This is a genomic window from Burkholderia sp. AU15512 (assembly GCF_002223325.1).
Classification (GTDB): Bacteria; Pseudomonadota; Gammaproteobacteria; order Burkholderiales; family Burkholderiaceae; genus Burkholderia.
In genome coordinates, this window is the sequence record NZ_NKEX01000003.1 from 1,207,581 (window position 1) to 1,221,151 (window position 13,571).

At 65.0% G+C, this 13,571-nt stretch carries 9 protein-coding genes; 5 read left to right on the top strand and 4 right to left on the bottom strand.

Annotated elements, in window-relative coordinates:
- Positions 1 to 51: 51 nt before the first annotated feature.
- The 5 genes from CFB43_RS08265 to CFB43_RS08285 all read left to right on the top strand — a co-directional run bounded on the left by CFB43_RS08265 (position 52) and on the right by CFB43_RS08285 (position 7,598).
- Positions 52 to 2,916 carry a 2-oxoglutarate dehydrogenase E1 component gene (locus tag CFB43_RS08265; RefSeq protein ID WP_046545499.1) on the top strand — a complete coding sequence of 955 codons (2,865 nt, stop codon included), beginning with the start codon at positions 52 to 54 and terminating at the stop codon, positions 2,914 to 2,916.
- A gap of 135 nt (positions 2,917 to 3,051) precedes the next feature.
- Positions 3,052 to 4,332, top strand: coding sequence for a 2-oxoglutarate dehydrogenase complex dihydrolipoyllysine-residue succinyltransferase (gene odhB, locus CFB43_RS08270; RefSeq protein WP_089494719.1), 1,281 nt, complete (start codon positions 3,052 to 3,054; stop codon positions 4,330 to 4,332).
- Between the two features lie 83 nt (positions 4,333 to 4,415).
- The gene (gene lpdA / locus CFB43_RS08275) at positions 4,416 to 5,846 is read left to right on the top strand and encodes a dihydrolipoyl dehydrogenase (RefSeq protein WP_089425219.1); all 1,431 of its coding nucleotides are present in this window, start codon (positions 4,416 to 4,418) and stop codon (positions 5,844 to 5,846) included.
- Positions 5,847 to 5,945: 99 nt separating this feature from the next.
- Positions 5,946 to 7,043 (top strand): cell division protein ZapE, encoded by a 1,098-nt coding sequence (zapE, locus tag CFB43_RS08280; protein ID WP_039358978.1) that lies wholly within the window; start codon positions 5,946 to 5,948, stop codon positions 7,041 to 7,043.
- A 144-nt stretch (positions 7,044 to 7,187) separates the two neighbouring features.
- On the top strand, positions 7,188 to 7,598 hold the full coding sequence (locus tag CFB43_RS08285) for a transposase (protein ID WP_089494720.1): 411 nt from the start codon (positions 7,188 to 7,190) through the stop codon (positions 7,596 to 7,598).
- A gap of 103 nt (positions 7,599 to 7,701) precedes the next feature.
- On the opposite strand, the gene CFB43_RS08290 is transcribed toward CFB43_RS08285, so the two are convergent.
- From CFB43_RS08290 to CFB43_RS08305, 4 genes are all read right to left on the bottom strand, one after another.
- On the bottom strand, positions 7,702 to 8,163 hold the full coding sequence (locus CFB43_RS08290; RefSeq protein ID WP_089439957.1) for a DUF2147 domain-containing protein: 462 nt from the start codon (positions 8,161 to 8,163) through the stop codon (positions 7,702 to 7,704).
- A 165-nt stretch (positions 8,164 to 8,328) separates the two neighbouring features.
- Positions 8,329 to 10,014, bottom strand: coding sequence for a ShlB/FhaC/HecB family hemolysin secretion/activation protein (locus tag CFB43_RS08295; RefSeq protein ID WP_089494721.1), 1,686 nt, complete (start codon positions 10,012 to 10,014; stop codon positions 8,329 to 8,331).
- A 144-nt stretch (positions 10,015 to 10,158) separates the two neighbouring features.
- Positions 10,159 to 11,583, bottom strand: a complete 1,425-nt coding sequence (locus CFB43_RS08300) for a collagen-like triple helix repeat-containing protein (RefSeq protein WP_089494722.1) — start codon at positions 11,581 to 11,583, stop codon at positions 10,159 to 10,161.
- A 40-nt stretch (positions 11,584 to 11,623) separates the two neighbouring features.
- Positions 11,624 to 13,384, bottom strand: coding sequence for a collagen-like triple helix repeat-containing protein (locus CFB43_RS08305; protein WP_089494723.1), 1,761 nt, complete (start codon positions 13,382 to 13,384; stop codon positions 11,624 to 11,626).
- Positions 13,385 to 13,571: the final 187 nt, after the last annotated feature.

Here is a 13,571-nt window from a genome sequence, read left to right on the forward strand (position 1 = left end):
GGTTGAGTAACCCGCTATTTCTCGAGAAGCTCGAAGAAAGGTGAGCGTAAAATGTCAGATGTAATGAAGCAGTTTCAGCTGAACTCCTATCTGTTCGGCGGCAATGCTTCGTACGTTGAAGAACTGTACGATGCATACCTCAACAATCCGGCATCGGTGCCGGAGAACTGGCGAGAGTATTTCGACGCGCTGCAGAATGTGCCTGCAACGGACGGTTCGAATGCCAATGACGTCGCCCATTTTCCGATCGTCGAATCGTTCGCCGAGCGCGCGAAGGCCAATGCCTTCATCCCGCGCGAAAGCACGACCAATCTGGCTGCGGCACGCAAGCAGGTGCACGTCCAGTCCCTTATCAGCGCGTATCGCTTCCTTGGCTCGCAATGGGCCAATCTGGATCCCCTGAAGCGTCGCGAACGTCCCGCCATTCCCGAGCTCGAACCGGCGTTCTACGATTTCTCCGAAGGCGACCTCGACCAGACCTACAGCGCAAGCAACCTGTACTTCGGTTTCGACCAGGCTTCGCTGCGTGACATCGTCAAGGGTCTGCGCGACACGTACTGCGGCACGATCGGCGCCGAGTACATGTATATCAGCGACCCGGAACAGAAGCGCTGGTGGCAGGAGCGCCTGGAGTCGACCCGCGCGACGCCGAACTTCTCGGCAGACGAGAAGAAGCACATCCTGAATCGCCTGACGGCCGCTGAAGGCCTCGAGCGTTACCTGCATACCAAGTACGTCGGCCAGAAGCGCTTCTCGCTCGAAGGCGGCGAAAGCTTCATCGCGGCGATGGACGAAGTCGTCCAGCACGCGGGCAAGCGCGGCGTGCAGGAAATCATCATCGGCATGGCCCACCGTGGCCGTCTGAACGTGCTGGTCAACACGCTGGGCAAGATGCCGGCCGACCTGTTCGCCGAATTCGAAGGCAAGCACGTCGACGACCTGCCGGCCGGTGACGTGAAGTACCACAAGGGCTTCTCGTCGGACGTGTCGACGGAAGGCGGCCCGGTCCACCTGTCGCTCGCGTTTAACCCGTCGCACCTCGAAATCGTGAATCCGGTGGTCGAAGGTTCCGCGAAGGCGCGGATGGACCGTCGCGGCGACGAGGACGGCCTGCAAGTGCTGCCGGTGCAGATCCACGGTGACGCGGCCTTCGCTGGCCAGGGCGTCGTGATGGAAACGCTGAACCTCGCGCAGACGCGCGGCTACGGCACGCACGGCACGCTGCACATCGTCATCAACAACCAGATCGGCTTCACGACGTCCGACCCGCGCGATGCGCGCTCGACGCTGTACTGTACCGACGTCGTCAAGATGATCGAAGCGCCGGTGCTGCACGTGAACGGCGACGATCCGGAAGCTGTCGTGCTCGCGATCCAGATCGCGATCGACTACCGGATGCAGTTCCACAAGGATGTCGTGATCGACATCGTCTGCTTCCGCAAGCTGGGCCACAACGAGCAGGACACGCCGGCGGTCACGCAGCCGCTGATGTACAAGAAGATCGCGCAGCACCCGGGCACCCGTGCGCTGTATGCCGAGAAGCTCGTGCAGCAGGGCGTGATCACCGCGGAAGACGCCGACAACTTCGTGAAGGCGTACCGCAAGGCGATGGACGACGGTCACCACACGGTCGACCCGGTCCTGTCGAACTACAAGAGCAAGTACGCGGTCGACTGGGTTCCGTTCCTGAACCGCAAGTGGACGGATGCAGCCGACACGGCCGTGCCGCTCGCGGAACTGAAGCGCCTCGGCGAACGCATCACGACGGTCCCGGAAAACTTCAAGGTCCACCCGCTCGTCGAGCGCGTGATCAACGACCGTCGCAACATGGCGCGTGGCGACCAGCCGCTCGACTGGGGCATGGGCGAACACCTCGCGTTCGCGTCGCTCGTCGCATCGGGTTACTCGGTGCGCCTGACCGGCCAGGACTCGGGTCGCGGCACGTTCACGCACCGTCACGCGGTGCTGCACGACCAGAACCGCGAGCGCTGGAACGACGGCACGTACGTGCCGCTGCAGAACATCGCCGAAGGCCAGGCGAAGTTCACGGTGATCGACTCGGTGCTGTCGGAAGAAGCGGTGCTGGGCTTCGAATACGGTTACTCGACCGCCGAGCCGAACACGCTCGTGCTGTGGGAAGCGCAGTTCGGCGACTTCGTCAACGGCGCGCAGGTCGTGATCGACCAGTTCATCTCGTCGGGCGAAGTGAAGTGGGGCCGCGTGTCGGGTCTGACGATGCTGCTGCCGCACGGCTACGAAGGCCAGGGTCCGGAGCACTCGTCGACGCGTATCGAGCGTTTCCTGCAACTGTGCGCGGATCACAACATGCAGGTCGTTCAACCGACGACGCCGGCACAGATTTTCCACCTGCTGCGTCGCCAGATGATCCGCCTGTTCCGCAAGCCGCTGATCGTCGCGACGCCGAAGTCGCTGCTGCGTCACAAGGAAGCGGTGTCGGACCTGTCGGAACTCGCGAAGGGTTCGTTCCAGCCGGTGCTGGGCGAAACCGACGGCGGCATCGACGCGAAGAAGGTCAAGCGCGTGCTGGCATGCTCGGGCCGCGTGTATTACGACCTCGTCGCCCATCGCCGCGAAGCGAAGGCGAACGACGTCGCGATCATCCGTATCGAGCAGCTGTATCCGTTCGCGCACAAGCAGTTCGAAGCCGAAATGAAGAAGTACGAGAACGCGACTGAAGTGGTCTGGGTGCAGGACGAGCCGCAGAACCAGGGCCCCTGGTTCTACGTCGAGCACCATCTGAAGGAAGGCATGAAGGAAGGGCAGAAGCTGGCATACAGCGGCCGTCCGGCTTCGGCCTCGCCGGCGGTTGGCTACTACGCGAAGCACTACGAGCAGCAGAAGGCCCTCATCGAAGGTGCTTTCGGCCGCCTGAAGAGCGCATCGATCGCGAAATAACCGACGGAAGCGGAACGGGAAGGCGCCATGCGCTTTCCCGTCTCTTTTGGCCCGCCGGGCGCGTCGCGCGCCGCACCGGCCGAAGGAGTCGCACGAACCTCGTCACACCCCAGATTAAGCATCCAGGAAAATCACATGGCTATCGTAGAAGTCAAAGTCCCCCAGCTTTCGGAGTCGGTTTCGGAAGCCACCATGCTGCAGTGGAAGAAGAAGCCGGGCGAAGCAGTTGCTCAAGACGAAATCCTGATCGAACTCGAGACCGACAAGGTCGTGCTCGAAGTGCCGGCACCGGCCGCGGGCGTGCTCGCGCAAGTGCTGCAGAACGACGGTGACACCGTCGTTGCCGATCAGCTGATCGCAACGATCGACACCGAAGCGAAGGCAGGTGCAGCCGAAGCCGCGGCAGGCGCCGCCGAAGTCAAGCCGGCAGCAGCGCCTGCTGCAGCCGCACCGGCAGCACAGCCGGTCGCCGCAGCCGCAGCGTCGTCGTCGACCACCGCATCGCCGGCCGCATCGAAGCTGCTGGCCGAGAAGGGTCTGTCGGCGGGCGACGTCGCAGGTTCGGGCCGCGACGGCCGCGTCACGAAGGGCGACGCGCTGGCAGCAGGCAGCGCACCGAAGGCCGCACCGGCCGCCGCACCGGCGAAGACCGCCGCTGCGAAGCCGTCGCTGCCGGAAGTGAAGGTGCCGGCATCGGCCGCGACCTGGCTGAACGACCGTCCGGAACAGCGCGTGCCGATGTCGCGCCTGCGTGCGCGTATCGCCGAGCGTCTGCTCGAGTCGCAGCAGACCAACGCGATCCTGACGACGTTCAACGAAGTGAACATGGCCCCGGTCATGGAGCTGCGCAACAAGTACAAGGACAAGTTCGAGAAGGAACATGGCGTGAAGCTCGGCTTCATGTCGTTCTTCGTGAAGGCGGCCGTCCACGCGCTGAAGAAGTTCCCGCTCGTGAACGCGTCGATCGACGGTAACGACATCGTCTACCACGGCTACTTCGACATCGGTATCGCTGTCGGCTCGCCGCGCGGCCTCGTCGTGCCGATCCTGCGCAACGCGGATCAACTGAGCCTCGCCGAGATCGAAAAGAAGATCGCCGAGTTCGGCCAGAAGGCGAAGGACGGCAAGCTGTCGATCGAGGAAATGACGGGCGGTACGTTCTCGATCTCGAACGGCGGCGTGTTCGGCTCGATGCTGTCGACCCCGATCATCAACCCGCCGCAGTCGGCAATCCTCGGCGTGCACGCGACGAAGGAGCGTCCGGTCGTCGAAAACGGCCAGATCGTGATCCGTCCGATCAACTACCTCGCGCTGTCGTACGACCACCGCATCATCGACGGCCGCGAAGCCGTGCTGTCGCTCGTCGCGATGAAGGATGCGCTGGAAGATCCGGCACGCCTGCTGCTCGACCTGTAAGCCGAGTTTCACCGCATTGACCCGCACCGCACGGGCGCGCGACACGCGCGGCCCGTGCGGTTGCACAAGAAGAAAGGATTGTCATGTCCAAGGAATTTGACGTCGTCGTGATCGGCGCCGGCCCCGGCGGCTACATCGCCGCGATCCGCGCCGCGCAGCTCGGCAAGACCGTTGCCTGTATCGAGAAGTGGAAGAACCCGGCCGGCGCGCTGAAGCTCGGCGGTACGTGCCTGAACGTCGGCTGCATCCCGTCAAAGGCGCTGCTCGCATCGTCGGAAGAGTTCGAGAACACGTCGCACCACCTGGCCGACCACGGCATCACGGTCGACGGCGTGAAGATCGACGTCGCGAAGATGCTCGGCCGCAAGGACGCGATCGTCGAGAAGATGACGAGCGGGATCGAGTTCCTGTTCAAGAAGAACAAGATCACCTGGCTGAAGGGCCATGGCAAGTTCACCGGCAAGACCGATGCCGGCGTGCAGATCGAAGTGAGCGGCGAAGGTGAAACCGAAGTCGTCACCGCAAAGAACGTGATCATCGCGACGGGCTCGAAGGCGCGTCACCTGCCGGGCATTCCGGTCGACAACAAGATCGTGTCGGACAACGAAGGTGCGCTGACGTTCGACTCGGTGCCGAAGAAGCTCGCCGTGATCGGCGCAGGCGTGATCGGCCTCGAGCTCGGCTCGGTGTGGCGCCGCCTCGGTGCCGAAGTGACGGTGCTCGAAGCGCTGCCGGCCTTCCTCGGCGCAGCTGACGAAGCGCTCGCGAAGGAAGCGGCCAAGCTGTTCAAGAAGCAGGGCCTCGACATCAACCTCGGCGTGAAGATCGGCGAAGTGAAGACGACCGCGAATGGCGTGTCGATCGCCTACACGGACAAGGACGGCAACGCGCAGACGCTCGACGCCGACCGCCTGATCGTGTCGGTCGGCCGCGTGCCGAACACCGACAACCTCGGCCTCGAGGCAATCGGCCTGAAGGCGAACGAGCGCGGCTTCATCGACGTGGACGACCACTGCCGCACGGCGGTGCCGAACGTGTACGCGATCGGCGACGTGGTGCGTGGCCCGATGCTCGCGCACAAGGCGGAAGACGAAGGCGTGCTGGTCGCGGAAGTGATCGACGGCCAGAAGCCGCACATCGACTACAACTGCATTCCGTGGGTGATCTACACGTACCCGGAAATCGCTTGGGTCGGCAAGACGGAGCAGCAGCTGAAGGCGGAAGGCCGCGAGATCAAGTCGGGCAAGTTCCCGTTCTCGATCAACGGCCGCGCGCTCGGCATGAACGCGCCGGACGGCTTCGTGAAGATGATCGCGGACGCGAAGACCGACGAACTGCTCGGCGTGCACGTGATCGCGGCGAACGCGTCGGACCTGATCGCGGAAGCCGTGGTGGCGATGGAATTCAAGGCGGCGTCGGAAGACATCGCCCGCATCTGCCATCCGCACCCGTCGATGTCGGAAGTGATGCGCGAAGCGGCGCTCGCCGTCGACAAGCGCTCGCTGAACAGCTGAGCGCGGTATAAGCGCCGGCCGGCCATCGGTCGGCGCAGCCGTCTCATGACGAAGGCGGGCGGGGATTCCCGCCCGCCTTCGTTTTTTCCGGTTTGCCCGATGAACGTCACCGAATACTACACGCGCGAACTGACCACGCGCGGCTATCAGTCCGATCCCGCACAGCGCGCGGCCGTCGATCGCCTGCAGCAATGTTTCGACGAGTGGGTCGAGTACAAGGCGCGCCGCTCGAACGCATTCAAGAAGCTCATCAATCATCCCGACCTTCCGCGCGGCGTCTACATGTGGGGCGGCGTCGGTCGCGGCAAGAGCTTCCTGATGGACAGCTTCTTCGCGGTCGTGCCCGTGCAGCGCAAGACGCGCCTGCATTTCCACGAATTCATGCGCGAAGTGCACCGCGAGCTCGAGGAGCTGAAAGGGCAGGCCGATCCGCTCGACGAACTCGCACGGCGCATCGCGAAGCGCTACCGGTTGATCTGCTTCGACGAGTTCCACGTGTCGGACATTGCCGATGCGATGATTCTGTACCGTCTGCTCGACCGCCTGTTCAACAACGGCGTGCAGTTCGTGATGACGTCCAACTATGATCCCGACGACCTGTATCCGGACGGCCTGCATCGCGACCGCATGCTGCCGGCGATCGCGCTGATCAAGTCCAAGCTCGACGTACTCAACGTCGATGCGGGCGTCGATTATCGCCAGCGCACGCTCGCGCAGGTGAAGATGTATCACACGCCGCTCGGCGCGGATGCCGATCGCGAATTGCGGCATGCGTTTCAGAAGCTCGCTGCCGTTCCCGACGAAAGCCCGCTCCTGCATATCGAGAAGCGCGAACTGAAGGCGCTGCGCAAGGCGGACGGCGTCGTATGGTTCGACTTCGCGACGCTGTGCGGCGGCCCGCGCTCGCAGAACGACTATCTCGAGCTGGCGAGCCGCTTCCACGCGATCGTGCTGTCCGAAGTGCCGCAGATGTCGCCGCGGATGGCGTCCGAGGCGCGGCGCTTCACGTGGCTCATCGACGTGCTGTACGACCACAAGGTCAAGCTGCTGATGTCCGCGGCGGTGCCGGCGGAGCAGTTGTACATCGAAGGCCCGATGGCCAACGAGTTTGCCCGTACGGTCTCGCGAATCGTCGAGATGCAGTCGAAGGAATACATCGAAACGCCGCGCCGCATCGTCGATACGTCGCTGACTTGAGTGCGATTTCCGGCAATTGACGGAATTCAAACGTCAATTCCGGTCAAATTAAAGCAATCTCAGGGTAATTTCGGATTTGTCTTATATTCATTGTTGAGGTGAGCCGATATCGTTGTGTCATGGTTACTAAGGCTGGAGATATCCATGACACCGTATCGCGATCTGACCGATCAAGAGTGGCGCTGCGTTGCGTCGCTTCTGCCCGAAATGCAGCCGCGCACCGAGTTGCGCGGCCGCCCGTTGGCCAATACGCGTGCCGTCCTGAACGGCGTGCTCTGGGTGATCTACAGTGGTGCAACGTGGTCGGCCATGCCGCGTCGTTACCCTTCGTACCAAACTTGCCATCGTCGCTTCAAGGTCTGGCACGAGACGGGCACGTTGATGAGTGTCATGCGTGAACTCTATGGCGACGCAGGCGTGAATCTGTGCAACGAGTTGTCCACGCGGATGCGCAAGCACACGCAATCGAAGGCGGCGGAAGCACGCAGCAATGCGGCGCCCGCGTATCGCGCACCGGGCAGCTATGCGTCGGACACGCTGAAGCATGCAGCGTGATGTTGATCAGTTCCCGCCACGCATGCACCAAAACAAAATCGGCCTGACGACTTCGTCGCAGGCCGATTTTTTCATTGAGCCGCGCATTTAAGCGCGAGCCGCATTATTGCTGGCGAACCCAGGTCTGCGAACGGCCGAGCAGCGACACGCCGATGTAACCGCGCACGACGAGTTTCTGGCCACCGTCTTCGAGCGTCATCTTGCACTTGTAGACCTTGCCGTTCTCCGGGTCGAGAATGTTGCCGCCGTCCCAGTGGTCGCCATCCTTCTTCATGGCCTTGATGATCGTCATGCCCTTGATGAGCTGATCCTTGCGCTCGTCCGTGCAGGCGGTGCAGCGGCGATCAGGCGTATCGTTCGCGCCGAGGCCCTTCACGACCTTGCCGGTCAGCGCACCGTCGCCGTCCTCGGCGATCTGTACGAGTGCCTTCGGCTGATGCGTGTTGTCGTCGATCGTTTGCCACATGCCGATGGGGCTATCTGCTTGTGCGAACGTGGGCGCCGCGCAAGCGAGCAGTACGCCGGCGACGGCGATGGCACGAAACGGGTGGGTCAGTTGAATCATTGTCGTCCTCCTTGTTTTGCATGTCGTGTTCGATTTGCCCGCACGACCGTCTGCATGGGGCGGGCATGTTGCGAGCTTCGCCAGAATACGTGAAACCGCGTGTCACGTTTGATAGAGGGGACTCTAATCGAAACAGCCCGCTGGCGCGGGCTGTTGGGTGCCCGATCAGTTGAGCTGATACGAGAATGCGGCGTTGATGCGCGGGCTGCGTGACGCACTTTCGACGGGAGCGTCACCCACCGGCTTCGCGACGTTCAGGTCGAGGCTGTAGAAGCGGCTGTCGGTGAAACGCACGCCGATACCGACCGACGACATGCGGTTCGGCGACGGTGTGCCCGCGTGCAGGTACACACGCGCCATGTCGTAGGCGATATACGGCGTTACGGATTTCATGTACGTCCAGCCCGGCGTGAAGCCGCGGTTGACCTCCAGCGACATCCCCCATCCCGAGTCACCCGACGCTTCGCCCGGCTGATAGCCGAGCGCGTAACGCGTCGAGCCGAACGAGATCTGCTCGGATGTCGGCAGCGAGTCGGGGCTGTATTGTCCGGTCAGCGAAACCGACGTGCCGATCCGGAACGGCCACTCGTTGGTTTGCGTGAAGGTCGCGCCGGTACGGACGAAGGTCAGTGATGTCGGGTCGGCGTATGTGATCGTCGAGCCGTTGGCCTGGGCGACCTGCGATTTCGACGCGCCGAGGATGTCGAACGCCTTGGCTACGTTGACGCTCAACTTTCGCACTTGCTTCGGTTGGACGTTGGTGTAGTCAAGTTGCAGTTGCAGCACGCGGACCTGCGACCGATTGTTGAGCGTCGCGCCATTGATCTGGTTCTGGTAGTTGTCCTCGTTGTGCGCCGCGTAGCCCGATACCGTGCCGAGCAGGCTGCGCTGGTTGTTCAAAAGGATCGGATAGGATGCCGAAAGACCCAGCTTCTCGTTCTTGACCGTGCGCTGCACGTACGACGGCAGCCCCGGGTTGTCGGTCGGCTTGCCGCGATAGGTGCTTGCGTCGAGGCGCGTGATCAAGCCGCTGCTGCCCACGGGTACCGCACCGCTGAATGCGAAATAGGTTTGCTTGTCGCGCCCCGGCGGCGCCAGCGCGGAAATGCTCAGTTGCTCGCCGAACGACGTGAGGCCGTTTTCGGTCGCGGTGATGAGACCCTGGACGCCCGGGTGGTTGAAGTCGATACCGGTGCTGACGTTGAACGGCTTGCGGTCGACCGCGAGTTCGAGCGTCGTGGCACCGTCGGTGGTTTGCGGCGGCGGTACGTTCGCCTTGACCGTGAGGCCGGGCAACAGGCCGAAGGTGTTCACGTAGCGTTCGAACGTCGCGCGGCGCAGCGGGCGATCGGCAGTGATATGCGCGGCGATCGCACGAATCTTCGATTCCATCGCACCGGGCTTGCCGGTGACCTTGACGTCCGACACATAGCCTTCGACAACCGTGATGCGCACGACGCCGTTCTCGAACGTCTGCGCCGGGACGAACGCGAACGACAGCGCGAAGCCGCGATCCTGGTACAGCTTCGTCACGCCGTTGGCGGTTTCGATCAGCTCGCCGATCGTGATGTCCTTGCCGACGAGCGGGGTGAAGCGACGCGAGATCTCGTCGAACGGAACGGATTTCACGCCTTCGACCTGGAATGTGGTCGGTGTCAGGTGACGCGACAGCAACTCCTGCAATTGCGGTGCTTGCGGTGCGACCTGCACGGTCACGTTCGGGCCGGTTTTCGGCGCGTTGATCTGGGGCAGGGAGTCGAGCGGGTTACCGCCGACGCGCGTTTGTGCATGTGCCGTGCCTGCTGCCGCGATGGCGAGCAGCATCATCCATCTGTCGAGTCTGGATTTCATTGTTCTTCCTCGTTGGCCTTGCTCTTCGTCTTCTTTGTAATGCCGGCGCGCGACACCAGGGTGCCGCGCGCCGCGTGCCGCAATGCCGGTTGTGTTTGTACGGCCGCGCCATTCGCTCCGGCTGCGAAGGTGCGACCGTCCTCCTTACTTGCCAACGCTACCCAGCGTACCCAGCAACCCCGTTACCGGTGCCAGCAGCCCCGTCGAGCTGCCGCCCGACGTTGCCGTACCCGTGACGCCGCCAACCAGCGACGTGACCGGTGCGAGCGGGCTCGATCCCCCGGATCCTGCTGCGCCGCCGACTGCTCCGGTGACAGTATTCAGCAAACCGGTGACAGGCGCGAGAGGGTTTGCACTGCCTGCGCCACCCGTCGCGCCACCGAGCGTGCCCGTGACCGTCGACACGAGATTCGTGACGGGGGCGAGCGGGCCGCCGCTGCCGCCCGCCGCACCGCTCAGTGCACCGGTGACGGTGGAGACGAGGCCGGTGACGGGCGCGAGCGGGCTGCTGCCCGAACCGCCGGTCGCGCCGCCGAGTGCGCCCGTGAGCGAACCGAGCGGCGTCGAGCCGAGACCCGACAGCAGGCCGCCGAGCGGATTCGTCGAGCCGGAGCCTGACGACGTGCCGTTCTGTACGGTCGCCGTCGAGCCGCCGACGAGGCTCGTGATCAGGCCGGGGATCGGTGCCGCGCCGTTCGGGCCGTTCGGGTTGACGAGGCCACCCGCGTTGGTCACGGTGTTGCCGACTGCCGTGACGAGCTGACCGACGTCGCCGACGAGCGGCTGGCTCGACGTGCCGCCCACCTGCTTGCCGGCCGAGCTGATCGCGCCGCCGACCTGGCCGAGCAGGCCCGAGACGGGTTGGCCGAGGCCGGTCGTCGTGCCGACCTGTTGCGTGACCTGGCCGGCGGTGATCACGAGCGGCGTGATTGCCGAGCTGAGCGGTTGCGTGACCTGCTGCACGGCGCCAGACGACAGTGTCGAGCCGATCGTCGTGCCGGCAGCCGTCAAGCCGTTGGCCACCGTGTCGAGCACGGTGCCGACCGGCGTCGTGACGGGCGCGAGCGGCGCGAGCTGGCCGGTGCCGAGCGCCTTGACCGTCGAACTCAGGCCGGACACCGTGTTGCTCGTCGCGCCGACCACGTTGCCGAGGCCCGCGACGGTCGTGCCGACCGGATCCTTGGTCGTGCCGATCTGTCCCAGCCCGTTGCTCACCGCGTCGGCGGCTGCGCCGACGATCGTGCCGGTGCTGGAGAGCGTGCTGCCGACACCCTTCGTCACGCCGTCGCCCAGGCCCGGCACGCTGATGTTGCCGACCGTGCTGCCGAGGTCGGTGGCCGTCTGGCCGACCGTGCTGACCACGCCCTTGGTGCCGGTGGACGTACCGCTGGTGCCGCTCGTGCTTGGCGTACCGCTCGTGCTCGGGTTGTTATTGTTGTTGCTGCTGGTGGGCGGCGAGCTGACGCCACCGCCGCCGCAGGCGGCCAGCAGGCAGGCGGCGGCGAAGGCCGTGAGGGGCGCGCGCCACTGGCGCAGGGCGACTGTCGTGAGAGAACGTTGCTGGGACATGATGGACTCCTCGCTGTCTTGTCGATTGATGGATGTCGGTTTACTTGCCGTGCGTGCCGCCGAGCAGGCCGCCGATCAGCGACGTGACGGGCGCGAGCGGATTCGACGACGAACCCGAGTTCGTGACGGCGCCCGTGCCGCCGGTCAATGCCGGTGCGCCGACCGTGCTGGTCACCGTGGACACGACGTTCGTCACCGGAGCGAGCGGGCTGCTGCCGCCTGCACCGCCCGTCGCGCCGCCGAGTGCGCCCGTGACCGCGCCGAGGAGACCCGTGACCGGGGCGAGCGGGCCACCGCTCGTGCCGCCCGTGGCGCCGCCGAGTGCGCCCGTGACCGTCGAGACGAGGCCGGTGACCGGAGCGAGCGGGCCGCCGCTGCCGCCTGCTGCGCCGCCGAGTGCGCCCGTGACCGTGGAGACGAGGCCGGTGACCGGAGCGAGCGGGCCGCCGCTGCCGCCTGCTGCGCCGCCGAGCGCACCCGTGACCGTCGAGACGAGGCCGGTAACCGGGGCGAGCGGGCCGCCGCTGCCGCCTGCTGCGCCGCCGAGTGCGCCCGTGACCGTCGAGACGAGGCCGGTAACCGGGGCGAGCGGGCCGCTGCCGCCGCCTGCTGCGCCGCCGAGCGCACCCGTGACCGTGGAGACGAGGCCGGTGACCGGGGCGAGCGGGCTGCTGGCGCCACCCGTTGCGCCGCCGAGCGTACCCGTGACCGTCGTGAGGAGACCCGTGAGCGGTGCGAGCGGGTTGGTCACCCCGCCGGTGCCGCCCGTGAGCAGGCCGCCGACGGCCTTCACGGTGTTGCCCGTCGACGAGACCGTGTTGCCAAGGCCGGTCGTGACAGGGTTGCCGCCCGCCGACGCGAGCAGGGCGCCGGCCTGGTTCAGGCCGTTGCCGACCGTGCCGAGCAGCGTGTTGACGGGCGCGCCGAGGCCGGTCGCGGTGCCGATCGTCTGGGTCGTCTGGCCGACCATCGTCGTGATCGGCGTGATGGCCGAGCTGACCGTCTGCGTGACTTGCTGGATCGGGCCGGTCGACAGCGCGTTGGTGAGGGTGGTGCCGCCGTTCGATACGGCGCCGCCGAGCGTCGACACGAGGCCGCCGACGGCGCCCGTGACCGGTGCCAGCGGCGTCAGCGGGCCGCTGCCGAGGCTCGAGACCAGATTGCCCGTCTGCGTGACCGCGCCGCCGAGCTGGTTGACCACGCCGCCCGTGCTGGCGAGCGTGGTGCCGAGCGGATCCTTCGTCGCGCCAAGCTGGCCGAGACCGTTGCCAAGGCCGTTGCCCAGTGCGGTCACGGCGCCGCCAACGCTCTGCACGATGCCGCCTGCGGCTTGCGTGGTGGCCGGGTTGACACCCGGCAGCGACTGGTTGGCAATGACGGAGCCGAGGCCCGAGACGGTTCCACCGGCGCTCGTGAGGATGTTGCTGCTGCTTGCGAGGACAGTTCCCACTGGGTTCGACGACACACCCGAGGTGCCGCTCGTGCCCGACGTACCGCTGGTGCCGGAGGTGCCGCTCGTGCCCGAGGTGCCGCTGGTGCCGGAGGTGCCGCTCGTGCCCGAGGTGCCGCTGGTGCCGGACGTACCGCTGGTGCCCGAGGTACCGCTGGTGCCGCTCGTGCCCGAAGTACCGCTCGTGCCGGAGGTGGAGATCGTATCGCCGCCGCCCGAGCTCGAGCCGCCGCCGAGCCCCTGGCTGATGGAGCCGGAACCGCCGCACGCGGAGAGGGAAAGCATGGCTGCAACGGTGGCCGCGATCAGAGTCGTCCGGAACACGCCATGGGGGATAACCTTAATGTCCATTTCGTCCTCGCATTAAAAATGTGTTGTGAACTTCGTTGTGTTGAGTGGTGCGAGGACTACTCTGCAACTGTCGTGCCATTTCGATGCTCGACGGTTCGACAACAGGTTTTAAACGGGGCAATTCCTTGTCGGAAAAGGAGGTTATGGAAATTGAAAGATTGTTGAATCTGTTTAAGGACAGACGAAT

Coding starts and splice junctions, on each gene's coding strand:
- CFB43_RS08300 (WP_089494722.1), bottom strand. CDS start 11,583: ATGTCCCAGCAACGTTCTCTCACGACAGTCGCCCTGCGCCAGTGGCGC.
- zapE (WP_039358978.1), top strand. CDS start 5,946: ATGAACGTCACCGAATACTACACGCGCGAACTGACCACGCGCGGCTAT.
- CFB43_RS08285 (WP_089494720.1), top strand. CDS start 7,188: ATGACACCGTATCGCGATCTGACCGATCAAGAGTGGCGCTGCGTTGCG.
- CFB43_RS08295 (WP_089494721.1), bottom strand. CDS start 10,014: ATGAAATCCAGACTCGACAGATGGATGATGCTGCTCGCCATCGCGGCA.
- CFB43_RS08290 (WP_089439957.1), bottom strand. CDS start 8,163: ATGATTCAACTGACCCACCCGTTTCGTGCCATCGCCGTCGCCGGCGTA.
- CFB43_RS08305 (WP_089494723.1), bottom strand. CDS start 13,384: ATGGACATTAAGGTTATCCCCCATGGCGTGTTCCGGACGACTCTGATC.
- CFB43_RS08265 (WP_046545499.1), top strand. CDS start 52: ATGTCAGATGTAATGAAGCAGTTTCAGCTGAACTCCTATCTGTTCGGC.
- lpdA (WP_089425219.1), top strand. CDS start 4,416: ATGTCCAAGGAATTTGACGTCGTCGTGATCGGCGCCGGCCCCGGCGGC.
- odhB (WP_089494719.1), top strand. CDS start 3,052: ATGGCTATCGTAGAAGTCAAAGTCCCCCAGCTTTCGGAGTCGGTTTCG.